The organism is Bacillus sp. 05T22, from assembly GCF_056396765.1.
Genome location: NZ_JBFTMC010000074.1, coordinates 1 through 23,250 on the forward strand (window position 1 = coordinate 1; position 23,250 = coordinate 23,250).

The 23,250-nt window shown below is 35.0% G+C and carries 25 protein-coding genes and 3 pseudogenes; 20 read left to right on the forward strand and 8 right to left on the reverse strand.

Annotated elements, in window-relative coordinates; genetic code table 11:
* The first annotated feature begins 91 nt into the window (after nucleotides 1-91).
* Together AC1DIT_RS19325 and AC1DIT_RS19330 are read left to right on the forward strand one after the other, a co-directional pair.
* On the forward strand, nucleotides 92-925 hold the full coding sequence (locus tag AC1DIT_RS19325) for a MerR family transcriptional regulator (RefSeq protein ID WP_016114187.1): 834 nt from the start codon (nucleotides 92-94) through the stop codon (nucleotides 923-925).
* A 94-nt stretch (nucleotides 926-1,019) separates the two neighbouring features.
* Entirely contained in the window at nucleotides 1,020-2,375 is a 1,356-nt protein-coding gene (locus AC1DIT_RS19330) for an MATE family efflux transporter (protein WP_016114188.1), read from the forward strand.
* Nucleotides 2,376-2,579: 204 nt separating this feature from the next.
* Here the strand turns inward: AC1DIT_RS19330 and AC1DIT_RS19335 are convergent, their stop codons facing one another.
* Nucleotides 2,580-3,134, reverse strand: a complete 555-nt coding sequence (locus AC1DIT_RS19335) for a hypothetical protein (RefSeq protein WP_476998353.1) — start codon at nucleotides 3,132-3,134, stop codon at nucleotides 2,580-2,582.
* Between the two features lie 119 nt (nucleotides 3,135-3,253).
* On the opposite strand from AC1DIT_RS19335, the gene AC1DIT_RS19340 reads away from it, so the two are divergent.
* Entirely contained in the window at nucleotides 3,254-3,583 is a 330-nt protein-coding gene (locus AC1DIT_RS19340; protein WP_016132677.1) for a hypothetical protein, read from the forward strand.
* Nucleotides 3,584-3,921: 338 nt separating this feature from the next.
* On the opposite strand, the gene AC1DIT_RS19345 is transcribed toward AC1DIT_RS19340, so the two are convergent.
* From AC1DIT_RS19345 to AC1DIT_RS19365, 5 genes are all read right to left on the reverse strand, one after another.
* A complete protein-coding gene (locus AC1DIT_RS19345; RefSeq protein ID WP_016132678.1) occupies nucleotides 3,922-4,905 on the reverse strand; it encodes a phosphotransferase enzyme family protein in 984 nt (327 codons plus the stop codon).
* 209 nt (nucleotides 4,906-5,114) lie between these two features.
* Nucleotides 5,115-5,495: a DUF6262 family protein gene (locus AC1DIT_RS19350; protein WP_016132679.1), complete on the reverse strand. Its 381-nt coding sequence runs from the start codon at nucleotides 5,493-5,495 to the stop codon at nucleotides 5,115-5,117.
* Nucleotides 5,488-7,602 carry a tyrosine-type recombinase/integrase gene (locus tag AC1DIT_RS19355; RefSeq protein ID WP_016132680.1) on the reverse strand — a complete coding sequence of 705 codons (2,115 nt, stop codon included), beginning with the start codon at nucleotides 7,600-7,602 and terminating at the stop codon, nucleotides 5,488-5,490. The genes AC1DIT_RS19350 and AC1DIT_RS19355 overlap by 8 nt, the downstream gene beginning before the upstream one ends.
* The gene (locus tag AC1DIT_RS19360; protein ID WP_016132681.1) at nucleotides 7,599-8,732 is read right to left on the reverse strand and encodes a tyrosine-type recombinase/integrase; all 1,134 of its coding nucleotides are present in this window, start codon (nucleotides 8,730-8,732) and stop codon (nucleotides 7,599-7,601) included. Before AC1DIT_RS19360 ends, AC1DIT_RS19355 begins: the two co-directional genes overlap by 4 nt.
* Nucleotides 8,733-8,966: 234 nt before the next feature.
* Nucleotides 8,967-9,644 (reverse strand): DUF421 domain-containing protein, encoded by a 678-nt coding sequence (locus AC1DIT_RS19365; protein ID WP_016114189.1) that lies wholly within the window; start codon nucleotides 9,642-9,644, stop codon nucleotides 8,967-8,969.
* Nucleotides 9,645-9,849: 205 nt separating this feature from the next.
* Here AC1DIT_RS19365 and AC1DIT_RS19370 point away from each other — a divergent pair, with 205 nt between their 5' ends.
* From AC1DIT_RS19370 to AC1DIT_RS19415, 10 genes and pseudogenes are all read left to right on the forward strand, one after another.
* Nucleotides 9,850-10,428: a YdcF family protein gene (locus AC1DIT_RS19370; RefSeq protein WP_033671070.1), complete on the forward strand. Its 579-nt coding sequence runs from the start codon at nucleotides 9,850-9,852 to the stop codon at nucleotides 10,426-10,428.
* A 112-nt stretch (nucleotides 10,429-10,540) separates the two neighbouring features.
* On the forward strand, nucleotides 10,541-10,858 hold the full coding sequence (locus tag AC1DIT_RS19375) for a magnetosome magnetite crystal formation protein family (protein WP_016114190.1): 318 nt from the start codon (nucleotides 10,541-10,543) through the stop codon (nucleotides 10,856-10,858).
* 351 nt (nucleotides 10,859-11,209) lie between these two features.
* Complete coding sequence (gene nfsA / locus AC1DIT_RS19380; protein ID WP_016114191.1) at nucleotides 11,210-11,944, forward strand: oxygen-insensitive NADPH nitroreductase; 735 nt, start codon at nucleotides 11,210-11,212, stop codon at nucleotides 11,942-11,944.
* Nucleotides 11,945-12,046: 102 nt separating this feature from the next.
* Nucleotides 12,047-12,631: a DJ-1/PfpI family protein gene (locus AC1DIT_RS19385; protein WP_033671071.1), complete on the forward strand. Its 585-nt coding sequence runs from the start codon at nucleotides 12,047-12,049 to the stop codon at nucleotides 12,629-12,631.
* A gap of 131 nt (nucleotides 12,632-12,762) precedes the next feature.
* Nucleotides 12,763-13,734, forward strand: a complete 972-nt coding sequence (locus AC1DIT_RS19390) for an ArsR/SmtB family transcription factor (protein ID WP_016114193.1) — start codon at nucleotides 12,763-12,765, stop codon at nucleotides 13,732-13,734.
* Nucleotides 13,725-14,534, forward strand: coding sequence for an ABC transporter permease (locus AC1DIT_RS19395; protein ID WP_016114194.1), 810 nt, complete (start codon nucleotides 13,725-13,727; stop codon nucleotides 14,532-14,534). The genes AC1DIT_RS19390 and AC1DIT_RS19395 overlap by 10 nt, the downstream gene beginning before the upstream one ends.
* A gap of 11 nt (nucleotides 14,535-14,545) precedes the next feature.
* A complete protein-coding gene (locus AC1DIT_RS19400) occupies nucleotides 14,546-15,529 on the forward strand; it encodes an ABC transporter ATP-binding protein (RefSeq protein WP_016114195.1) in 984 nt (327 codons plus the stop codon).
* Nucleotides 15,530-15,531: 2 nt separating this feature from the next.
* Nucleotides 15,532-16,329 (forward strand): ABC transporter permease, encoded by a 798-nt coding sequence (locus tag AC1DIT_RS19405; protein ID WP_033671038.1) that lies wholly within the window; start codon nucleotides 15,532-15,534, stop codon nucleotides 16,327-16,329.
* Nucleotides 16,330-16,346: 17 nt separating this feature from the next.
* Nucleotides 16,347-16,775 (forward strand): annotated as a pseudogene (locus AC1DIT_RS19410) (NUDIX hydrolase).
* 31 nt (nucleotides 16,776-16,806) lie between these two features.
* Complete coding sequence (locus AC1DIT_RS19415; RefSeq protein WP_016114199.1) at nucleotides 16,807-17,628, forward strand: GNAT family N-acetyltransferase; 822 nt, start codon at nucleotides 16,807-16,809, stop codon at nucleotides 17,626-17,628.
* Nucleotides 17,629-17,712: 84 nt separating this feature from the next.
* On the opposite strand, the gene AC1DIT_RS19420 is transcribed toward AC1DIT_RS19415, so the two are convergent.
* Together AC1DIT_RS19420 and AC1DIT_RS19425 are read right to left on the reverse strand one after the other, a co-directional pair.
* The gene (locus AC1DIT_RS19420; RefSeq protein WP_016114200.1) at nucleotides 17,713-18,183 is read right to left on the reverse strand and encodes a VOC family protein; all 471 of its coding nucleotides are present in this window, start codon (nucleotides 18,181-18,183) and stop codon (nucleotides 17,713-17,715) included.
* A 137-nt stretch (nucleotides 18,184-18,320) separates the two neighbouring features.
* A complete protein-coding gene (locus AC1DIT_RS19425; protein WP_016114201.1) occupies nucleotides 18,321-18,923 on the reverse strand; it encodes an HD domain-containing protein in 603 nt (200 codons plus the stop codon).
* Between the two features lie 180 nt (nucleotides 18,924-19,103).
* Between AC1DIT_RS19425 and AC1DIT_RS19430 the strand changes: the two genes are divergently transcribed.
* The 7 genes and pseudogenes from AC1DIT_RS19430 to AC1DIT_RS19460 all read left to right on the forward strand — a co-directional run.
* Nucleotides 19,104-20,003, forward strand: coding sequence for a DNA-binding domain-containing protein (locus AC1DIT_RS19430; protein ID WP_476998354.1), 900 nt, complete (start codon nucleotides 19,104-19,106; stop codon nucleotides 20,001-20,003).
* A gap of 236 nt (nucleotides 20,004-20,239) precedes the next feature.
* Nucleotides 20,240-20,385 (forward strand): annotated as a pseudogene (locus AC1DIT_RS19435) (alanyl-tRNA editing protein); the annotation flags it as partial.
* A gap of 111 nt (nucleotides 20,386-20,496) precedes the next feature.
* Entirely contained in the window at nucleotides 20,497-21,327 is an 831-nt protein-coding gene (locus tag AC1DIT_RS19440) for a TrmB family transcriptional regulator (protein ID WP_016114203.1), read from the forward strand.
* Nucleotides 21,327-22,052, forward strand: coding sequence for an AzlC family ABC transporter permease (locus AC1DIT_RS19445; RefSeq protein ID WP_016114204.1), 726 nt, complete (start codon nucleotides 21,327-21,329; stop codon nucleotides 22,050-22,052). The genes AC1DIT_RS19440 and AC1DIT_RS19445 overlap by 1 nt, the downstream gene beginning before the upstream one ends.
* A complete protein-coding gene (locus AC1DIT_RS19450) occupies nucleotides 22,043-22,354 on the forward strand; it encodes an AzlD domain-containing protein (RefSeq protein WP_016114205.1) in 312 nt (103 codons plus the stop codon). The genes AC1DIT_RS19445 and AC1DIT_RS19450 overlap by 10 nt, the downstream gene beginning before the upstream one ends.
* A 62-nt stretch (nucleotides 22,355-22,416) precedes the next feature.
* Nucleotides 22,417-22,587 (forward strand): DUF3951 domain-containing protein, encoded by a 171-nt coding sequence (locus AC1DIT_RS19455; RefSeq protein ID WP_016114206.1) that lies wholly within the window; start codon nucleotides 22,417-22,419, stop codon nucleotides 22,585-22,587.
* An 83-nt stretch (nucleotides 22,588-22,670) separates the two neighbouring features.
* A pseudogene (locus tag AC1DIT_RS19460) lies at nucleotides 22,671-22,877 on the forward strand (hypothetical protein); the annotation flags it as partial.
* Between the last annotated feature and the right edge of the window lie 373 nt (nucleotides 22,878-23,250).

The window sequence follows — 23,250 nt, forward strand, 5'->3', positions numbered from 1 at the left end:
GAATAAGAATAAATGTCTATATAATGAAGAGGAAGAAAAACAAATTTGTTTTTAAGGAATCAATTTATTTGAAAGAAACGGAGTAGAAAATATGTTATTCAATCAACGTTTTACTATTGGAGAAATGGCAAAAATGCATAATATTGCGGAGTCAACATTACGTTATTACGATGAAAAAGGTATTTTTCATCCATCCATTGTTGATCCACAAACAAATTATCGATACTACACAATCGACCAATTCTCACTTTTAGATACAATTAAATTTTTACGGCAATTAAATATTTCTTTAAAAGAAATAAAGGAATATATTGATGAAAGAAACCCATCTTATGCCCTAAATTTACTTGAAAAACACCAAAAGATGATGCTAAGAAAACAAAGAGAAATTGAATATGCTTTGGCTAAAATGAAGCATAAAATCGATTTGATGAAAGAAGCTACAAAGTCAAAAGCTAATAATGTGACATTTAAAAAATTACCAAAGAGAAAAATTACAGCGTTAGCTATTGCACCAAATATAACGGATGATATGTTTGAGTATTATATCCATTCACTTCAAAAGAATATGAAGCAAATAGATGACAGTTTATTTTCAGGAGACCTGGGTGTGACAGTGTCAAAAGAAGGGTTACTTCAAAATGAATTTCAAGCATATAATAGTGTTTTTATTCTTCTTGATTATATGCCGTTTCAAATTACTACTTCAGATGAAATTAAAGAAGGGATATTCGCCTGCTCTTATCACCATGGGCCATATGAAGAAACGGGTGGAACTTATAAGAACCTGTTAATGGATATCGAGGAGAAAGAATATGAAGTGTCTGGAGATGCGATTGAGCTTGCTTTAATTGACTGGTCTGTGACGGGAAATCCAGAAGAGCAAGTTACAGAGATACAAATTCCGGTAATAAAAAGAAAGTAAGAGGTTATATAAATGTATTTTTAATTCTCACTTGACCTTCAAGTAACTTGAAGGTTTAAAATATGAACAGAGAATTGTAAAGGAGCATTTTGTTATGGAAACAACTGAGAAATTAAGAGAAAAACCAATTAAAAGYTTATTTATWTCTTATTTAATACCAGCRGTTCTYGGAATGGTATTAATGTCRGTGAATATTGTAATCGAYGCCGTTATGATTAGCCGAGGTGTCGGAGCGAATGGCTTAGCGGGAGTAAACGTTGCTGTCCCGGCCTTTTCCATTTTTTTCTCGATATCATTATGGATTGGAATGGGCGGAGCTACACTGTACTCCATAGCATTAGGTGAAAATAAAATAGAGCGGGCACGGTCTATTTTTACACAATCAATGACAGTGGCGGTTGTAATTGTCGGTATTTTAATGGTCATTTGTTTATGGAGAATAGAAGATTTAGCTTATTTATTTGGAGCTAATGAAGTAATCCTACCGTACGCATTAGACTATTTAACTGTATTATTAACATTTGGAATGATATACGTATTAGAAAATATTTTAAGTACATTTATACGAAACGATGGAAATCCAAATTTAGCGATGGCGGGACTTGTTGTAACAGCGCTGTTAAATATTGCATTTGATTATATCTTTATTTTTATATTTGGTTGGGGCGTAACAGGAGCAGCGGCAGCGACTATCCTGTCAGCAGCAATTGGTTTTCTTGTTTTATTAAGTCATTTCTTTAGAAAAAGTAGTATTTTAAAATGGACCAAATTTCATTTTGAATGGGAGACTGTCAAACAAATTATGGTGATTGGTTTTCCAAGCTTTACAACAGAAATAACAGTAGCGATTGTAACAATTGGATTTAATATAGCCTTTATTCAATATGCGGGGGAATTAGGTGTTGCGTCATATGCAATGGTTAATAGTATTCACTCCATGACACTATTAGTGTTCTTTGGTGTTGGAGCAGCCTTACAACCAATTGCAAGTTTCCATTATGGTGCCAATTTACCGGAACGGTTGAAAGAAGGACTACACTTTGCAGTAAAAACTGCTGTTGCACTTGGATGTGTAGCGATTGTGATCGGTTTATTCTTTGGGAAATATATTATCGGTTTATTTGATGTTCAGTCGACAGAATTACTCACGCTAACTGTGACGGGAATTAGCCTTTTCTTTATTCAATATGTATTTTTAGGCTATAACATTGTATACGGAGAATATTTCCAATCGGTAAGACAAACGAGGAAGTCAGTTTTTATTATTTTAAGCCGTGGTTTATTATTTATTATTCCATTATTATGGATTATGCCAAAGCTGTTTGGAGTGAATGGGATTTGGCTTGTAATGCCAGTCGCTGAATTATTAACAGCGATTATCGTATTTGGAATGAATCGTATTTCTCATCCGGTATCAGTACGAAATATAGAAAGAGAACATGTGGCATGATAGAAATCCCCTTAAATACATTTATCAAGACCTAAATGGAAAAAATCATGAAAAATAAGAGGTGATACATATTAGTCATGTATAATATGTATCACCCTTTTTCAACAATCGCGCCCGATTGTTGAAGAAGAAACAACAAATTACATACTATGGTTTAATATATTCTCCTGTTGAAGCATTAAAGCCCACTGCTTTCATTTTTGTCTAGTCACTATTCCAACCTATCACTAATATTAGATTAATGTTTCTCTCTGTGTCTTTTCTAATTATAAAATTATAGCCTTTAGCCCAATCTTTACCTGGATAAATACTCCCCATTTTCAGTGCTTTTTTAAGCAATCCTGGTGAATCATACTTAATATCTTTCATTTGTATAAACTCTTTTTTAGGATAAGGAGAATCATCTTTCCCAGTTAGATCCTTTTCTTCAATAATTTTCCMCTCATAGATTGTGACTAAAAATATTTTATTAGTATCTGGCACCCCAAAATCAATATTCCAGTATTTTCTTTTACCATTGCTCCCAATTGACTTCCCAGGCTTATCTCTGTCTATATTAACTCCCTGTAATAATTGAGCGTTTTTATTCCATTTCAATGCAGATGGATATGCTAATTCAATTGCTTGTATTATTGATAATTCTTGGTTTTTAACAGCTTCTAATGTATCATCAGTTGATTGTAAAGAACGAGCAGATACTTTCTCAACTGTACCAATAGAAATTAACAAAACCAAGACTACAAAAACGATTTTTTTCATTTTCTCGAACCCTTTTTATGGTATATTCTTTCCTAACTTTGTTCAATTATCCTGCATTTGATATTGGCCCTGACAGTATTACGCTATTGAATTAAAAACATATGGTGAGGAGGTGTCAAATGGAAGTAATACTTTTCTTTTTAGGGATGGTGTTCTTAATCACTTATTGTTTATTAAAGAACAAAAAAAGAATGGGTTCAACCAAAAATAAGTTGTACTTTATCAGTCTGATTTTCGCTGTTGTCTTTGCCTTCATCCCTACAACAGGAACAGATAATGGTAGTGATGGAAGTTTTCTTTACTTCGGTATACCTGCACAAAATTTCTCCTATTTCGTTAAAGGGATGTTGGGATTTAATCCATTGGGATTTGTCTTTAACTTTTTTGTGTTTTACTGGTTTTTTAAGCTAATACTAAAGGTATGGGTATTGTTGGTGAAGAAGGATTAATGAGAATAGATTTGAATATTTATTCCTTTATGGGAATGACAGGGATTTTATAAATTAGTGACTTCCGATATCATTAAAATCGCAATAAGCTAGGATTGTACAAAAACACGGCCGATTTCACTTGTCGGCCGTGTTTTCATTTGTGAAATAAGAAAGGAGAGAACAACGTTCTCCTTGTTTAATTTAAAAAATGTTTTAGACTATAGAAAAATAGTTGTAGACTGAAAAGGTGCTTTCCATACTTGAAAACACCTTTTTTATATGAATTCTGTTAAAGTTAGATTTTTACTTAGTTACCAGTAGCTCCTAGTTAGTTTAACTGCTACCAGTAATACTAACTAGAAATTATAAAGTATACGTTCTCCATTCAGGAAAGGTAGACAATGTTTTGTACATAACAAAGGCATCCGTTCTCTAATCCATGTATGAATCTTTTCATTTTCCATATGAAAAGCATAATAACCTAATACAGACATGAGCATGAATCCTTCAACAACCATCAAAATATCTTCAGGTACTTCAGTCTTTCCGAAATAACCTTCAAAAAATAAATTTCTGGTTGTAGCCGTGGAATTTAATGCCCCCATTGCCACGTCGAACAAGTAATACCCATACCCAAATAGACTGTAATCAATAAAGGCGACGCCTCCTAGTTTTGTAACAAGAACATTGCTCATGTTCAAATCCCCATGAATGATTCCCCATGCATTTAGTCCTTCTAAATTCACAAGACGTGAGCTGATCAAATTCAAAGATTTCTCGACCGTATTAAAATTAGACTGACTGAACAATCCTTTCTCAATGCCGCGATAAATTTGTTGAATCATAGTATCTATTCTTTTTGCTCCATAATTCGGTCTAACTTGTTGAAGTGCTCGGTTATATGTACGTAAATACTGATGTAATTTGACTGTCTGAGTTCCAAACGCTTTGACTATTTTGGGATTTGAAAAGTCTTCTTTGTTTAAGGTTCGGCTATCAATCCATTTTGTAAGGGAGGTCATAGTAGTAGTTTTCTGGTAGTCAAATTCCACAATAAATTTGCCAAAACTATTTTTGATAGGGGTCTGTACTTCAAAATCTGTATTGTTAGCAATATCAAGAAGTAGTTGAAGCTCACTTGTTAATCCTTCTTTTGTGTGCTGTAGTCCAGATAAATTCTCTGTGAAAGGTTGATGAACACGTAATAAATAGATAAAGCCATCAGCTAAGTCTGTCACCTTATAGGTCATATTTTCATTATGTTTGAGAAATGTGATTTCTGGTCGAACAAGTCCATATTCACTAAGAACTTTAACTAACGTTTCATTTGGAATCCCCATTATTTTCTCTCCCTCATTTCCATTAGACAAAATGTATATTCACTATCCAGTCTAATACTTTATTTTAATAAAACCCTTATCATGAAATATAAACGATTCGTTAGTCTAAATCTATATTCTAGTTAATAAAACAAATACAAATAGTAATATCCAATTAGACCAAGGAGGTTCAGTCTAAAACATTTTTCAAACTGAACACTCCTCATATCCTAAATTTTTTTGTATACATCTGCATAAGCAACCTTCAATTGCTCACGCAGTTGTTTTTTCTCTTCTTCTAACTTCTTAATCTTACGTTTCAAAGAGGCGATAATTGCATCTTTATTGTTTTCATCTATCTCACGCTTGATTTGTTTTGGCGTAGGAGCTTCCGCTTGTTGCTGGCGCAGGCTCTCAATCCGTTCACGCAGTTCACGGTTATTGTATAGCGTGGCTTTTGCTACGCCAGCCTCGCTTGCCACACTATTAAAATTGATAGGATCATTGGCTCGCACGAGCCTTTGGATGGCTTTATCCACCTTTTGCGAAGTAGTCGCTTTTCTTGATGCATGAATTGCTTTTAAATGTTCTTTACGGTCATAGTTAACCATTTTCTACACCTTGCTTTCGCTTCATTCGTTCCATTCTGCCGAAGATAACGTTCCCTTCCTGGAGCTTGCTTAAAATCTCTTCATAACGCTTCAAATTTCTAGAACCCTTTTCCACAATGTCTTCACGTCCATACTGTTTTGCCAATTCCATATTTCTGGAGGTTCTTTTGATATGATCCTCATATTTCCCGATATCGAAATCGGAAAAGCCAATTGCTAGGTCCTTACAAGGAGTGCCTTCCTTACCACACGTTAAACAAGGCGCTTCCTCCAAATAAGCACAGCCGCCACTTAAACGAGCGTGACACGTTCCATAGTTATTTTCCATCGCATTTAATTTATGATCTTGCCAAAGGGCCTGCAGGATGTCCTTTGGGATATCTTCATCCGCTTTAATTTCTTGCACCTTACCATTTCTGTCGAAACATAGCCCTTTGCTAAAGACCGCTTCAAATGCCTTTCGCTTCGTGTCATCCAACAGTTTGGCATACCGTAAGGTCATTTCGGGCGAGGCATGCGCCAACAATTCCTGTACAGTTAGAATGTCTGCACCGCTATTTAACATTTTGACAGCGTAGGTATGTCGAAATTGATGAAGTTTAAAGTGGAACAGTTTTCCATTCTCATCTACAATGTTCTTTTGTTTTGCTAGTTTGTTTAATTCTCGTTGAATCCATTTTTGAAAATAAGGATTGCCTTTTCGAGAGCCACGATAACGAACGAAAATGAACCCTTCGGGGTTATTTCCTTGGTTGCTGTTCTCTTTGGATTTGTGAATGAGAATCGCAAGGATGTTTGCCAATTCTTCGTCAATTGGAATTCGGTGTCCTTGTACATAGGTTTTCTCAATATCCGTGACAATGGAGTATTTACCGTTAATCCGCTCCAAACAATTCGAGGTTAAACCTAATACATCCGAAATGCGAAGCCCTGTTTTGTAAGCAACCCATACCACAGGAACGACCTCTTTGTGTAAATCATCGATGTGCATAAAGAGCTGTTCTAACACATAGTCAGGAATGTAATCAATTTGATCAATCGATTTCTTTTTTAACTTCGGCTTGTCTTCTGGAAAGAGTAACAATTGTATACGGGTGTCAGGAGCGATATCGTATTCATATCGCTGGGTGTCTCTCAAGAACTTTCCTATGTAGGTCAGTGCAAGTTGTATATGGCTTTCAGGGTGCGCATTTTTTTGAGTCAAATTACTTCTTGTATATTCATGTAACCATTGGATGTACCGTTCCATATGCGATCGTTTCAACCCTTTTAAATTCGTCCATGAAGGTTCTAAGGAAAATATAAGTGACCAGAACCTTGATAAATGAGTTAGATAACCTTGAGCTGAACCCCATGAGAAATGATTCTTACTAAGTAAGCGTTGTTTGAAATACCTTTTAATATGCTGACGCATTTCCACTTGTTCAATTTTGGTGAAATCAAGGTAATAGTCAGGCTTGGTCTTGTTATAGTTAATTCCATATTTGTCATGTAACATTCGCACATCCCATCGATCTTTCTCCCATTCTTCACGCGTATCAGTCAGGACAAGAAAATTGGAATGAATAAATCGTAAAAAGCTTGCGATGGGTGCTTTATGTATATAAACGCCACCTGTCACGTCTTTTCTTTTATATTGTGTTGATATCCCTTGCTGTTCTAACCAAAACCACCATTCCCGTTCTGTTTGGTCGATGTCCAGATCAAGAAGGGAGAAAAGGTTAGGGTATTTTTCGTTGAGAAATACTGTTAACCTTCGTAAGAGCCTTGCTGGCTCTCCAAATACGGTGCTTAATGACCATTCATCCTTAAATAATTTCTGATACCACACATATTTTATTTCCAGGTTAACAGTCGCGTTATTGATTTGAAAACGCACATTGCGATTTGTACCTTTATATTTCTCAACCATTTCCTGAAATTGAGGAATGTTTTCCAAAAAGTCAACATTCCAAATGTCTTTGACCAAGAAGTAGGGATCCTTCACGTGATGGATGATAACTGAGTCATCCTTCTCTATGGTCTTCATGGGATAACCTGACAGGTCACGCTGCAATCGCTCATGAAATCCAAGTTGTTCTGTATTAACCTGATAAACTTGTTTCATTCTCTCCCACCGTTCGGTTCTTTGATTTGAAATGCGCCCTGTGCCTTTTCCCAATCCTTGCGGATGTCTTCATCCGAAGGATGAAGGTACAAATTCATGGTCGTTTGGATTTGTGAATGACCAAGGCGCTCTTGTACCTGTTTAATATCCTTCGTCTCCTGATAGTACATCGTCGCGTGCGTATGACGAAACTGGTGAGGATGGACATCGATTCCTGTTTTCTGACGCAGTCGTTTGAATAGAGCTTCTACATCCCCGTAGGTCATCGGTCTCCCCATGTTTTTACCGCGCAATTTGACGAACACAAAGTTGGTTTCGACGTCCAATTCGTCAATGACATCGTACATGTAGTCATCATATAAGTCCATGAGGTCCTGTGAAACAAAGATTTCCCGTTCCCCTGTTTTCAGTTTCGCACCGTTCTCTAATTCCCCGCGATCCGTCAGACGAATGCGATGCCCTTTTTGATGACTAAACTTGAAATCCTCTAAAAATAAAGAAAGCGTCTCTCCAATTCTTAACCCTGTCTCAAACAGGAGCTGGATGAGAAAGGTGTCCCGTATATTCGTTGTTGCTGCTAAGACCTGTTTCACCTGTTCTTTTGAGAGCGTCTGCACCCTCTTGCGAGGTTCTTTTACCTTCAATACATTCCGCATAGATAGCTTGTCCTGGTTGATATGATGAAGGAAACTCTTATACCGTGTTCTCCCGCCTGTAAAGACCTGACGTATCAATTTCTCTTCCATATCACGCGGTAACTCTTCATTCCGGTACAAATAGTCATAGAAGTTTGTAACAGCGGTGACCGTAAGGTTCACTGTCCTTTCTGTTTTCTTTGCCTTCACAGGTCGAAGAGACATTACCTTGCTGCTCTCATACGGATTCCGAAGCCATCCTACAAACTCCACCAAGTCCTCTAATCTTATATCTCTGTAATTTTTCTCTATCTCCTGTAAGTACAAAAAATACTGTTTTAGTGCATAACAGTACGTTTTCTGTGTGTTGTTGCTTTTCCCTGTAACATCTAAATACTTCAGGTATTTCATCACAGGAATCACAGGAATGCCTTCATTATCTACTAATATGTATCTCTTACTATTATTCTCTAAAAGCACCTCTTGGACCCTCATAGACATTCACCACCTAAAACCATTTTTTTTACGTTCGGTTTATAGACCTCACTACGCCTCCCGCTGTGGGCTTTGTCCCCCTAACTAACAACAAATTTTCATCTATAACATTATATACATAATAGACAATATTCGTAATATCTGATTATTCATTCCATTATGTATAAAAAAAGAGGATTTATGCTCTATATTGAACATAATATCCTCTTTTAATTATAGTATGTTTAAATGTATTTAAGGGGATTTCTTATTTTTTAGGCTAATTGCAAAAGAGCCTTCAGTTTCTTGTACAGAAGCAAATGCAATGTTTTTTATATCTTCAAATCCTTTTTCTAGTAACTCTTTCCGAAGCCATTTTTCATTTTTATGGATTAATTTTAAATTATCGTATTGAATTTGTGCATCAACGATAAGGGCAATTGGTAATCCTGCATATTTTACATCTATATGCATATCTTTTGGAGTGAGAGGAACAAGCTCTCTTTTGGGTAAAATACTAATGGCGCCATTCGCTTCTAAAATGGCATATTCGATTTCATGTACGCTAGGATATCCTGCTACGCGAAGATTGGATAGCAACTCAGCAATTGGATATCTACTTTTCTTTAGATTTTCAAAAACAATATCTCCATGTTTAATTAAAATAATGGGGTGACCAAGAATGAAACGATTCAGTTTATTTAGCAAGCTTAATTTTGTAATCAAGAGATGGAGGCAAGTAATTACAATCATACCCACAATGGCTTGCAAAGCACCATCAACAGGTATAGCCCGAAAAGCTAAATAAGATAAAAAGATAATGGCTCCAAAATCGTGTGGTGTAAGCTGTGCAAGTGCAGATTTTCCTAGCAGTTTAAGCGATATAAGAAATAATACAAAGAAGAATGTTACATTACATAAAAAAATAATCAATGATTACACTCCTTAATGCAAAGTTCCCATTATCAATTATATATACCTTATCCACTATTCCCTTTATTTATCATTTTAACCGAGAAGACCCCCTCCTCTAAACGAAGTGAAGGTGGGGGTAGTTCAATTAGGAAATTAAATCTATACAAATAATGAGAAGAATATTATGATGAGAAAATAGAAAAAATAGGAGTAAATGTAAATGATAAAGAAGAAAAAGATGATGAAGTATAGTTTAGTTGTGATAATGATTATAGTAGGTTATATAGGATTTTTACAATATAACATTTATAAGCATGGTCATATGGAAGCACCGAACGATGCAGACTACATGATTCTTTTAGGAGCAAAGGTGAAAGGAACAGAGCCTTCTTATTCTTTACAATATCGTATTGATAAAGCAGCGGAATATTTAAAAACACATGAACAAACGATTGTTATTGTATCCGGTGGTAAAGGAAAAGGAGAAGACATTTCAGAAGCACGGGCCATGAAAAAAGGATTAATGAAACAAAGTATTGCAGAACAAAGAATTATAATGGAAGATCGTTCTACAAATACAGATGAAAATATTGAATTCTCAAAGTCTCTTATTCCAGCAAATAAGAAAAAAGGGATGATTGTTACAAATGATTTTCATATGTTTCGGGCCAAAAAAATTGCTGAAAAACAAGGGTTAAAGGTAAATGGACTTCCTGCGAAAACACCTAAATCGATTATTATTCAGTCAAATGTGAGGGAATATTTTGCGATTACACAGTATTGGCTAACGAATCGTATATAGTAATGAAGCTTACAAAAATGTAATCTGATTGAAAGGTAAAACGATAGTTCCTAAAGTAGTGAAGTGCCATAATAAAGGTAACAAAAACAACGAGACTTTAGGAGTGAATCGTATGAAAGGCAATAATATTTTATCTTCACTTTGTTATTTTAGTATTTTCTTTGCACCGTTTCTATTCCCAATCATCGTCTACTTTATTGCAGAAGATGATGTGAAATATCATGCGAAAAAGGCATTTTGGACACATATTTTCCCATATGCAATTTTGTTTGGTAGATTGGCATTTTCAGGTGTATTCGGTTTAAGTTTTGGAGAATCCGCAAGTGTTGGAATCGGAATGATTGTAACCTATGTAACTTTTGCAATTGTAGGTATTTATTACTTTGTTTGGAATATTGTTAAAGGTGTTAAAGTGCTGAGAGCAGCTTAAACGATTTATCCCGCATTAACGGGCAGTAAGACCCCCACCTCAAGATTCAGAGAGAAACGAGGAAGATAGGTGGGGGATCAACTGTCCGTAAAAGCCCGATTGGTGAGGGCTAATAATCAGTGGGGGATGAAGAAACCCCCCCACTGATTAAAGTTTCACTTTATTTTTTCAAGAATGAAAGAGGACGAATGGTTAAAAGTTCGTCCTCTTTTTGTATAGGTTGGAAGGGTTCTGCTTTAATTGAGGTGAAAAAAGAGCATATTATATAGAAGTTTTTAGATGGGCATAAAAGTTGTGATAAATGAAAAGGATATGTTAATTTTTCAGTAATAAGAAAAAGGAGGCTTTACTATGAATGAGATGATACATAAAATGGAGCAACATACATCAGTTCGGAAATATAAACAAGAACCAATTCCTAAGAATATAGTGGAAAGAATGGTACAAGCAGCGCAATATGCAGCATCATCACATTTTGTTCAGGCGTATTCAGTTATGTACGTTACAGATGAAAATTTAAAGGTGCAATTGGCAGAGTTATCAGGTAATCGTCATGTGAAAGATTGCGCGGCATTTTTTGTTTGCTGTGCAGATTTAAAGCGCTTAGAAACAGCATGTGAGAAACATGGAACAGAGATTAAACATGATGGTGCAGAGGACTTTATTGTAGCTACAGTAGATGCATCCTTATTTGCACAAAACTTAGCGCTCGCTGCAGAATCACTAGGATATGGCATTTGTTATATTGGAGGAATCAGGAATAATCCAGAAGAAGTGAGTGAACTGCTCCATTTACCAGATAAAGTATACCCGGTATTTGGGATGACAGTTGGAGTACCTAATGAAAGTCATGCAGTGAAACCGCGTTTGCCAGTTGAAGCGATTTTACATGAAAACGTATATGACGAAAATAAATATGATGAATTACTAGAGGAATATGACCGTACGACTAATGAATATTATAAGGAAAGATCTACAAATCAAAAGGATGTAACATGGACAGGATCAATGAGTGCTTTTATGTCAAAAGAGAAAAGAATGCATATGAAGGAGTTTTTGAGTAAAAAAGGGTTTAATAGAAGATAAGTTAAAAACAAATCTGCATTAGCAGGTTTGTTTTTTTTTGAAGGAGAAGTTTTGTTATTTTCGAATATGTATAAGTGTGTCGAAAATAAAGGGGCTGATGAAATGAAAAAGGCATTGTTTTTCCTATTTGATGGATTTGCAGAATTTGAAGTGAATTTAGCAAGTTTATTTTTAAAAAGTAAGGGGTTTGAAATTGTCACAGTAAGTGTAGATGGTGCTACTGTTAAAGGAGAAGGAGGTTTCCTATGTAAACCGCATACTTCCATAGATGATATAATTGCAAAAGAGTATGAAATTCTAATTGTCCCTGGCGGAGAGATTTTTCATCATTTAGAAAATCTTAAGTTATTATCAATTGTTCAAGAGCTAAATGAACAAAATAAATGGTTAGCTGGTATTTGTGCAGGAACTGCGTTATTACATGCAGCAGATGTGTTGAAAAATAAAAAATTCTCAACATCATTAACATCAGAGGTGGAACATTTAGCACATCTCCATAAGTGGGAGTATAAACAAAGTACAGATGTAACAGTGGATGAGAAAATCATTACAGCAGTTGGCTCTGCGTATGTCGAGTTTGCAGCTGAAATCATTAAACAACTCAATTTGTTTGATGAGGGAGAAGAGAAAGAAACACGCCTGTATTTTAAAAACATAAAAGAATTAAGTAAAAAGACCTTAGCGTAGCTGAGGTCTTTTTTATGAAAATATTTCTAATTTTTCATTGACGTTTACAGTGTAAGTTGTTAATATACTGAATAATTTTGCAAAATTATAAAATTGATTCGATGGAAATCGAATCAAAGAGAGGGGGATTTATGTTGCGAGTTACATCATGGTTTGAACGACATGTCAAAGTTGTATATTCACCATTTCGCGAAATGTTATTAAGCTTACATGTTTTATCTAATCCTACCCATCATGTAAAACGATTAGAGTGGGCAGAAAATGTATTAAATCAGATGGATCAGGAGGAAAAAGAAATATTATATGAGATTAATGAGAAAAGCGATGGCTGGTTACATTTTATAGATTGGTGCTCTGAGTTTCAGGCTGAAGTCTATGTTGAAGAAGGGATTGAAAAATTACGGGCGACAGACACCAAGAGATTTCAGGAGATGTTTCCGGATTTAGAGAAAGGTATGGTTTGTAATTTTTTACTTACGTATCATCAGCGTTATTTTGCACGTGAGCTGTTTCGCATTGAGCCGTGGTTAGAACAATCTGTATATGATGTGAAAGAAATAATCAAAAGGAATCCGTTGGCCCTTTCTAAAAGTTTGCATCCGAGATTTTTAATTGATGATAAGGAGATAACTTTTTTAAAAGCTCGTACGTGGCAATATCGTTATGAGGATTTATTAGCAATTACATTATATCCATCAACTTTTGTCGCACCTCATTTACTAATAGATAACCTTATTTCTACGCATATAAAAGTCTATTATGAGGTGGAAATTGCATCTTCATATACAGATGAAGTACCAAAGGATCTTTTGCGGATTTTACAAGCGATATCAGATGAAACGAGATTAAAAATGCTAAGAGATTTATCTTTTCAATCTTTTTGTACGCAGCAATTAACAGAGCGGTATAGTCTTACAAAATCAACGGTTTCCAATCATTTGAAAATGTTAGAGTCTACAGGTCTTATACAAAAGGAACGAAAAGGTTATTACGTATTTTATAAGACAAATCGAGAACGATTAGAACAAATTCGTGTTGATTTAGATCAATTTATGGATTGCCCAATTGTTCAAAAATTAGAGGAGGGAAGAACATGTGGCTAACGTTTATGGCTACATTTCGTCGTGATTTCTATACGATGCGTAGAGCGTACCCATGGTCATTTTTTCTAGGACATATTTTAACTGGTGTATATATCGTATTGTTTGCTTATTTAACGTATCATTTTATGTTTCAAGGAAAGTTAGATACTAATTTTGCAAAGTTAGGGAAGACGGATGATTATCTTTCGTACGTTATATTAGGAGCTGTTTTTTATTCATTTTCTGTTTCTCTATTAATGATTGTGAGCCGGACGTTGATAACCGAACTGCGTGAAGGGACGCTGGATGTTTTATTATTAACGCCATCATCTCGGCAAGGTTATTTTCTAGGAGCAGCTGCGCAAGGAATATTGCGTGTGGTACTTGAATTTATCACGATTTTTATTTTTGGTTTGTTTTTTGGATTACAGTTTCGAGAAATAAATATGATACCAGTGGTACTTTTATTATTTATTTTCTTTTTTGCTATATTCGCTCAAGCACTAGTATTGGGGGCTTTTATGCTCTATTTTCGTGATACATATTTAACACAAAATACATTGTTTATTTTTATGAGCCTTGTCAGTGGTGTRTTTTTTCCAGTAGGTTATCTTCCTGCATTTTTACAACCTATGAGTGTATTGATGCCGCTCTCACATGGTTTATCAGCATTTCGATTGTGTATGATTGAAGGTGGGAATTTAGCTTCCATACAAATTGAACTTATGTGGTTATTGGGATTAGGAGTTGCGTATTTTATTGCGGGTGTATATGCGATGAAACGCATGGAAAAGTATGTGATTGAAACACATTTTGCATAGGAGGGCTTATCATGATACAAGCAAAACAACTTGTAAAGCGGTATGAGTTAAAAGAGAAAGTAGGTTTTTTTCGTAAAAAAAGAAGAGTAGTTGAAGCAGTAAATGGACTAGATTTAACAATTCAAAAAGGAGAGATTGTAGGATTGCTAGGTGTGAACGGGGCTGGGAAGACAACAACAATTAAAATGTTAGCAACGCTTCTGGAACCAACTTCAGGTGCTATTGAAATTGATGGTATAGACAGCACAAAGCAAGATTTACTTGTAAAGAAAAAGATCAATATGATTGCAGGTGGTGAACGCATGTTGTATTGGCGTTTAACAGGTAAAGAAAACTTGCAGTATTTTGGAAGTTTGTATGGATTAAAAGGAGCCGAATTAGAGGGACGTATTCAGTTTCTCCTTGGTCAAGTAGAGCTCAAAGAAGCTGCTAATACACCTGTAGAACGATATTCAAAGGGAATGAAGCAGCGTTTGCAAATCGCAAGAGGTCTTATTAATGATCCAGATTATTTATTTCTTGATGAACCAACATTAGGACTTGATGCACCTGTAGCGAAAAAGCTGAGAGAAATGGTATATCGATTGGCGAAGGAACAAAATAAGGGTATTTTGTTAACGAGCCATTATCTTGAAGAAGTAGAGGAACTTTGTGATCACCTTTATATTATTGAAAAAGGACGACTTCTTTATGAAGGAACTCCCGATAAAATTATCCAGTCTATTGTCCGTGAATATCGTTTAGAAATTGTGATTCCTGAAATGAAGAATGAAACGATAGAACGATTAGAGTATTCTCTAGGGCTGAAGGAAATTCAATATGAAAAAGAACATACGAGTGAACATATACGATATGAACTAAAGGCATCTTTTGATATGACAACAACGGTTTTATCATTATTAACAAAATATCAAATTCGTATATTACAGTTAGAAACACATAAAGCAAGATTGGAAGATGCAATATTACAAATTGCAAATGAGGTGAGTGCGTGAATATGTTTTTGGCAGAATGGAAAAAAAGTCACCGCAATCATTTTCATAGTAAGATGGTTTATTTTTCTTTATTCATTTGGCCGGTTTTATTATTTGCAACGGCTTATTTTTCGGTGAAGCCATTTGATACTTCAAATACTAGCCCGCTTGCAAAATGGATGGATCCAAAACAGATTAGTTTTTTTCTCCTTACAGGTTATATTGGATATGTTTTCTTTTGGAGCCTCGTTCAATCGGCATGGCAAATGTCATGGGAACGCCAAAATGGAACACTTGAACTTATCTTTTTAACACCTGCATCGCGTGTATGGATGATGTATTGCCGGGCAGGTGCAAATTTAATAGAAGGAGTATGGATGTTTACGATGTTTTCGATTCTCATCGCATTGTTTCTGAATGACAGACCGATACCACCAGTTGAAAATATTGTAGTTGCTTTTATGATTTTATGTATTTCAGCTGTTGTGTGGGGAGGTTGCTTAAATACGTTTTTTTTATTTTCACGAGATGCTAGTATTCTATTTACAATATTAGAAGAACCGATGCAATTTTTTGCGGGTGTACGCATTCCCATTGTTGTATTACCACTATGGGGCAAAGTATTAGCAGCTTTGTTTCCATTAACGTATGTACTTCAAATTTTCCGCTCATTATTAATGGAAGGAAAAAATATTATAAATGTATTTCCAGAGTTAGGTTTATTAGCTAGCTTATTAATCATTTTAATTGGAATATCATATGTGCTTGTTCGAAAAGCAGAAAAGCATGCGAAACGAACAGGAAATATGGTTTTATTTTAAGGAATGTGGGGAGAGAAATGGGAATATTTCAAGGAGCAGCGGCATTATGTAAAAATAATGATGGGAAATTGTTAATGGTATTGCAAGGGCGCCCAGATGTAAAAGAAGTATAACTAAAGTGGTCTATCCCATCTGGTGGGAAATTGGAAGAGGAAACATTTGAGGAGTGTTGTATACGAGAAGTGAAAGAGGAAACAGGATATGATGTACGAGTTATTAAAAGCGTGTATGAAAAGAAGGGGGATAGTAATGGATATGATGTTCATATTTTGTACTATGAGGTAGAAATAATTGGAGGAAATCAAGAAATATGTGATCCAGATGGATTAATTTATGAAGTGGCTTGGAAAAGCAGTGAAGAGATCGAAGGTATTTCCCTTTCTTTTCTAGAAGATAGAAAGTTATTGCAGGGATTCATAGATTGTACAGCAGGTGATGAAACCTAAGCGCTGATACACATGAAAGGAAAGAAAAAAGATGATATACGAATTGCAGAAAGACCAGTTTATGAATTGCAAACATCTTCTACAAAAGGAAAGGCATATAGAAGTGCAAGCTATCATTGAAGGGAATAATTCGGGCCGTATATTTGTTGACAATGCGAGCGAACCACGGTCTGGTTTAGTTTGGCTTGGAAATTTAGATGGTTTTGTATTTATTGGTGAGGCAAATAACAAAATGTTTAACCTTGAAATAAAAAAGGTTTTAAGGGAACAAATTGCACAAGAAGCAGCCTGTTTGGACTTGAAGTGGTTTGAAGGATTTGGTCATCAAGTAGGGTGGGATCGTACAATTAGAGAAATATTGTGTGAACAATCATACGAGGAATCCAATCAAAAAGTATACAAATTATATGAAAGTGCGTACAAAACATATAATGAACCAATGATTGATGAGACATATACAGTATTAAAAATAACGAAGGAGAATATTGCAGCATATGCTTTGCTGGAACAATCATTTTTCGTTTCACAAATTACATCATTTTGGAATTCGGTGGAATCATTTTTTGAAAAAGGAATTGGGTATGTGATTTTGCATGAGGATCAAGTGGTGAGTCTTTGTTTTTCAGGATTTGTAAGTGGGAATATGCATGCGGTAAATATCGAGACAATTTTGGAACATAGAGGGAAGAATCTTGCCAAGAAAGTCGCACATATATTTGTTCAAGAATGTTTCAAACAAGGGTATGTGCCCTATTGGGACTGTATGGAAGTGAATAAACCTTCAATTGCTATAGCAGAGAGCTTAGGGTTTACAAACATTTTTGATTACATTGTATATGAGTATCGATTTTAATTTGAATAAAGAAAATAAGAATATACTATCATTTACAGCGACTTAAATAGAGCAACCAAAAAGCTAGCATGTGTACCATTTGTGCTAGCTTTTTGGTTGCTTTTGTAAAAGTTGATCCCATTCTTCTAAAGAAAGTTTCTCTGTAATATGCTTTAATTCATCTGGAACATTAACGAAACTAATAAATTCAATACTATTATTATCTGGATCTTTAAAATAAACAGAAGCATTGCCTTGGTTAGGACGAACGAAAGGTTCGGTAGTCGTTCGACTACCGAATGGAACTGGTTCAATGTTTCGCTCTTTCAGCCACTGAATAGATGTATGAAGAAACTCGAAGTCCACTTGAAACGCAATATGGCGAAGAGAAGGATGATACGGAGTTTTATATTCTTCTCCTTCCCAAAGCCCAAGCCAACTTTGTTTTTCTACAATCCAAAAGAAGGCAGTATCCTCATATTTTTTATATAGTTTTAATCCTAATGATTCGTAGAATGGTATGGATCTTTCTAGATTGCGAATAGGCAAATGTGCTTCGTATAATCCTTTAATCATAAGTAATCCTCCTATTTGGCTAATATATTGTTCTTATTTGTAATTGTAATCCATATTTTTTTAGGTTAAATCAATAAAAAGAATGGGGAATTTTTCATACAAAAGTATGAAAAAAACAGCTCACTATTATGAGCTGTTTACTGTTTACATGCCTCAATATCAATGCCAGCAGCAATTAATTTCTTTTCGCCTTCTTGTTCAATCATTTTTTGTAATTTTGATAGGAATGAATCAAAGTCAGTATGTTTTGCAACTTGGAATGTCATTTTATGTTCAATTGGAAGCCACGTATCGATGTCAGCTTCGTTATGCTGAATTTTAACTTCTAGTTTATCAAGAGCATTTGCCACTTTCGCTTCGTACGTTTCTTTTGCTTCAAACTCCATCCATAAATCATACAGTTCGTCCCCGAGAGGACCTTCTAATGTATGTTTAATATTCAAAATGGCTTTTTGTTCATTTTCTTGTTTTTGTAATTGTAATTGTTCACTGTTCATTGTGTCAAAAGCAGGGATATCACCAGCTTCCGCTTCTACAAGGTCATGGATAATAACCATTTTTAATAGCTTCTCTATGTTTACTTCTTGATCTAAATAAGGCTGAACTAAAATAGCCATAAGTGACATACGCCAAGTATGTTCAGCAACACTTTCCTGACGTCCGTTTGAAAGCCAGCTATGTCTCATTTCATATTTTAGTTTTTCTGCTAGTGCAATGACTTTTAAAATATTATGTTCCATATGGATCCCCCTCATATTGCTATAAGTTAATCTTAATATAAAAATAGAATGTGTCAATTTTACACTTTATTGACTAATAATTCAGAAATATTATAAAATATTTTTATAATATTTTTTTATTTTTATAAAAGAGAAAGAAGAAGTTGAAATTGCAAAAATGTTGAGTGGGAGTGAATATAAATGTACCAACAGACGGCAATTCAAGCATTAGATCTTTTGAAAAATATTGCAAATGGAACAAGGACTATTCAAAAAGTAGAAGAGGAATGTAGAAAAATAGAAAGAGAGTTCCATGTGACGTATGAAGAATTAATGGACTTATATAATAAAATGATGACTTTTCAAAGAGATGTTGAAAAAATGGGTGGTTTATTTGCATACGAACAATCTCAAATGATGTGGTTGAAATCTGAATTAGAACTTTTATATGTTACATACCAATTTTGTCAGCAGTATAATTTAAATATTGCAGGTACTTCAAAGGCAATTAGTAAGGAAAATTTGCAATTATTTCCGAAAACAGAAAGTCAACTACAGAATACGTATTATAAGTTGAAAAACAAAGAGCTATCATTTGAAAATATTAAAAAGGGAAAGCCAGGACGTAAGAAAAAACATGAATCAGAACAGTATGTGAATGAGAAGGAAGTAGAAAGTGTAGTGGTTCAAAGGGAAAAGACAGAAGTAAATCTAGTTACTATATTATCAGGGATTGTCGATAATTTTGAAACAATTGGCGCAGAGGGGAAAAAACAAGAACTATATCAATTTATGGAAGGGATTTATAAACTTTCGAGTATGGCGGCTGGGCATATAAAGGAAAATAATACACAAGATATACAGAAAGAGCTTCAAAATCTTCGTGCTGAAAACGAGAGATTGAGGCAGGAAAAAGAAGAGCTTATTTCTAGTATGGGCGAAATGACAAATCAAATGAATCGGTTTATTGAGAGTTCAGATATTGATCAAATTCGAACATTACCGTCTTTTGTGAATATGTGTAAACAATATTTGGAGAAAAGCAAACGTCAGCATGACAAAATGGATACAAAAGAACAAATAGTACCCATGAAACAATGAGAGCTACTTTCTATTGGTTTTTATGAAGTTGATAGAAAGTAGCTCTATTATTTTTTATCATTTCCGGCAGAAAACCTTCGCTGAGGATTAGCAGCGGGATAAATGTAATTAAGCTATCTTGTTTTAAAGATAGCTTATTTCTTGCTAATTGAATTAAGATTCAGAATTTTATTGACTATACATTTTTTTCTTTTTATATTAGTAGGTATAGTAATAACTACTAAAGGAGTAGGGGTATGACAGAGGCATTATTTTTACAGGATGCATATAGAAAAACTGTCAAACAGAAGTAACAAGAGTGGATGGAAATCGAGTATTTGTAAAAGAAACGATATTTTATCCAACTGGTGGAGGACAAGAATGCGATACAGGCGTACTTACATAAGGTGAGAATACTTTTGAAGTTGTAAAAGTAAAGAAAGCAAAATTGTCGTTTTGAAGTATGCGCTGTCATGTAAATGCAAATAGAGGTAAATTGAAGTGAGGGATTACAATGGATGACGTCATGAAGGAGTTACAAAAATTAGGATTTTCGCAATATGAATGTAAAACATACATCGGTTTATTAAAACATTATCCTGCGACAGGATATGAAATTAGTAAACAAACGGGTGTACCGCGTTCCATGATTTATGAGGTACTTGGGAAATTGATGGATAAAGGCGCAGTGCATTTAGTACCGTCAGAACCAGTTAAGTACGTTCCAGTATCGGCAAGTGAGTTAATGAATCGAATGCGACAGGATTTTGAAAAGTCATTTGATTTCCTTGATCAACAGTTAAATTGTTTAGAGCAGGAGCGTCAAGTAGATGTAATCTCTCATATTCGTACGGATGAACGAATTTTAAAGGAAATAAGTAACATTATTGAGCGTGCAGAAGAAGAGTTATGGATTTCTGTATGGGAACAGCAAGTGAGCGAGCTGGAGCCTCTTATTCACAAAAAGGAACAAGAAGGTGTACATGTTTTTTCGATACTTTTTGGGGCACCTCAAACAAAAATAGGAACAACATTTCATCATAATTATATGACTCCAGATGTTGTGAAAGAGCGGATGGGGGGGCATTTAACAATTGTTGCACGAGATGGAAAAGAGGTGCTTATTGCCAATTTTTCAGAGCATGGTACATCCTGGGCTGTTACAACATATGATCCAGCATTAGTGCTTGTCGCAACAGAATATATTCGTCATGACATTATGGTTGAAGAAATTACACGGGAATTTGGTCCTGATAAATTAGATGCATTATGGCGTGGTAATGCAGATTTAGTTCACGTCGTAACGGGTAAACGCTTGATGCATGAAATGAAGGGGGAAGAGTAATGGCAAGGGCTGAAGTACAGATGACAATGAACGGGAATGAAACATTTCAGCAAGGCGTGAAAGATTGTTTACCAACTGTACTAGGGTATTTAAGTATTGGTATCGCAGCTGGTGTAATTGAAAAAACAGCAGGATTTTCATTAGCTGAAATAGCGTTAATGTCTACTTTGATTTATGCTGGTTCTTCACAATTTATACTCGCTGGTATGTTTGCGGCTGGAGCACCTACTTCTGCAATTATTTTCACAGTATTTTTTGTGAATTTACGTCATCTGTTAATGAGTGCTGCGCTCGCCCCGTATTTAATGAAAGTCCCTTTCTTGAAAAATATGATAATCGGCTCGCAAATTACAGATGAAACATTTGGACTTGCGGTTCAGCAAGCTTCAAAAAAGAAGTATTTAAGCGAGAGATGGATGCTTGGTTTAAATGTGACAGCATATTTAAATTGGATCATTGCGAATATCATCGGTGGTATTTTTGGTGAATGGATACCAAATCCTCATACGTATGGCATGGATTATGCACTACCAGCTATGTTTATTGGTTTATTTGTATTGCAGTTAATGAGTAGTCATCCAAAGATAGCCATTCATCTTAGTGTTGCGATTGTGGCTATTGTAATCGCATATAGCATGCACTTTTTCGTTCCCGCAAGCGTAGCAGTTATTATTGCAACACTTACAGCAGCAACAATAGGGGTGGTGTTTGAAAAATGGAAGTAAGACTAGATGTGCTATTGCTCTTAATTGGTGCAGGGGTAGTTACTTTAATTCCGCGCTTATTACCGCTCATTGTATTTAGTAAAATACAAATTCCAGATTGGGGGCTAAAATGGTTAAGTTATATACCAATTGCTATATTAGCAGCGCTCCTTGCCGAAGTACTCTTTATGAATAAAACGACGCAATGGGATTATATAATTGCAGCAATTCCGACATTCTTTGTTGCTGTTTATACACGTAGCCTGTTAGGAATAGTGTTAACTGGGGTGATTGTGATTATTTTGTTACGTTTGTTTATATAACAAGGATTCCTTTCATAGTATATCGAAGAGTGTAATATCATGAATGAAATAGGGGTGGTGTTATGATTCTTTTAACGATAGGTGCTATTTTGTTTATAGTTTTTATCTTCTTCATCATTGGTCTGCTTACTTTTGCAATGCTTGTTAATAAAGCAACTCCACAAATTTACTACACACCTTGTGATTCCATGACAATACAATCTCATAAAAAAAATAGAGGAAAGAGAAGTTGATTTTAGGCTTTTCTTCCTCTTTTTATTTATCCCGCGTTAACGGGCAGTAAGACCCCACCTCAAAATTCAGAAAAAGTAAAGAAGTTAGGTGGGGGATCTTCGGCACCGGAATAGGGTTGTTTTTAGATACTTTCATTCTTTATTATTCCTCTAGTATTTTTTCGACGCTTTCATCACAACAAGTTCTATCTTTCGCAATTTGGATGGCTATAGCCTATGCACTATATCTATTCATTCCTGTATGGATGGAACGATCGTTTGCGAAATGCTTCCTTGGTTTACCATTCTGATACAGTTGAACCATTTGGTGCTTAAATTCCGCTGTAAAGGTTCTTCTTTCTCTTTTATTGTTCGTCATAGTAGATTCTCCTCAAATATATTAGTTGTAGTCTACTTGACCTTAATTTTTTTGTCTAGTTCATTAAAAATGAGCATACCAAATAGGCCTCAATGGGCCTACTTTTAAAAATTATGCAGTTTTCTTTTGTTTCCTTAATCTATTATACTCATAGACAACACTCAAAACATACTAAGATTAGTAGTGTAGACCAAGGCATTGGTTTGCACTACTATTTTTTTATAGTAGAAGTGAAGAGTAGGTCGATTTGATATTGGGATCTCGAATCCGTACCCAAAACAGACCTTCTTCACTTACCTTATTTG

What these genes read in the sequence shown, in the direction of transcription:
- AC1DIT_RS19430 (WP_476998354.1), top strand. Translation starts at nt 19,104, where the DNA reads ATGTACCAACAGACGGCAATTCAAGCATTAGATCTTTTGAAAAATATT.
- AC1DIT_RS19400 (WP_016114195.1), top strand. Translation starts at nt 14,546, where the DNA reads ATGATACAAGCAAAACAACTTGTAAAGCGGTATGAGTTAAAAGAGAAA.
- AC1DIT_RS19445 (WP_016114204.1), top strand. Translation starts at nt 21,327, where the DNA reads ATGGCAAGGGCTGAAGTACAGATGACAATGAACGGGAATGAAACATTT.
- AC1DIT_RS19405 (WP_033671038.1), top strand. Translation starts at nt 15,532, where the DNA reads ATGTTTTTGGCAGAATGGAAAAAAAGTCACCGCAATCATTTTCATAGT.
- AC1DIT_RS19390 (WP_016114193.1), top strand. Translation starts at nt 12,763, where the DNA reads ATGTTGCGAGTTACATCATGGTTTGAACGACATGTCAAAGTTGTATAT.
- AC1DIT_RS19425 (WP_016114201.1), bottom strand. Translation starts at nt 18,923, where the DNA reads ATGGAACATAATATTTTAAAAGTCATTGCACTAGCAGAAAAACTAAAA.
- AC1DIT_RS19385 (WP_033671071.1), top strand. Translation starts at nt 12,047, where the DNA reads ATGAAAAAGGCATTGTTTTTCCTATTTGATGGATTTGCAGAATTTGAA.
- AC1DIT_RS19420 (WP_016114200.1), bottom strand. Translation starts at nt 18,183, where the DNA reads ATGATTAAAGGATTATACGAAGCACATTTGCCTATTCGCAATCTAGAA.
- AC1DIT_RS19340 (WP_016132677.1), top strand. Translation starts at nt 3,254, where the DNA reads ATGGAAGTAATACTTTTCTTTTTAGGGATGGTGTTCTTAATCACTTAT.
- AC1DIT_RS19325 (WP_016114187.1), top strand. Translation starts at nt 92, where the DNA reads ATGTTATTCAATCAACGTTTTACTATTGGAGAAATGGCAAAAATGCAT.
- AC1DIT_RS19440 (WP_016114203.1), top strand. Translation starts at nt 20,497, where the DNA reads ATGGATGACGTCATGAAGGAGTTACAAAAATTAGGATTTTCGCAATAT.
- nfsA (WP_016114191.1), top strand. Translation starts at nt 11,210, where the DNA reads ATGAATGAGATGATACATAAAATGGAGCAACATACATCAGTTCGGAAA.
- AC1DIT_RS19375 (WP_016114190.1), top strand. Translation starts at nt 10,541, where the DNA reads ATGAAAGGCAATAATATTTTATCTTCACTTTGTTATTTTAGTATTTTC.
- AC1DIT_RS19345 (WP_016132678.1), bottom strand. Translation starts at nt 4,905, where the DNA reads ATGGGGATTCCAAATGAAACGTTAGTTAAAGTTCTTAGTGAATATGGA.
- AC1DIT_RS19350 (WP_016132679.1), bottom strand. Translation starts at nt 5,495, where the DNA reads ATGGTTAACTATGACCGTAAAGAACATTTAAAAGCAATTCATGCATCA.
- AC1DIT_RS19455 (WP_016114206.1), top strand. Translation starts at nt 22,417, where the DNA reads ATGATTCTTTTAACGATAGGTGCTATTTTGTTTATAGTTTTTATCTTC.
- AC1DIT_RS19415 (WP_016114199.1), top strand. Translation starts at nt 16,807, where the DNA reads ATGATATACGAATTGCAGAAAGACCAGTTTATGAATTGCAAACATCTT.
- AC1DIT_RS19360 (WP_016132681.1), bottom strand. Translation starts at nt 8,732, where the DNA reads ATGAGGGTCCAAGAGGTGCTTTTAGAGAATAATAGTAAGAGATACATA.
- AC1DIT_RS19450 (WP_016114205.1), top strand. Translation starts at nt 22,043, where the DNA reads ATGGAAGTAAGACTAGATGTGCTATTGCTCTTAATTGGTGCAGGGGTA.
- AC1DIT_RS19355 (WP_016132680.1), bottom strand. Translation starts at nt 7,602, where the DNA reads ATGAAACAAGTTTATCAGGTTAATACAGAACAACTTGGATTTCATGAG.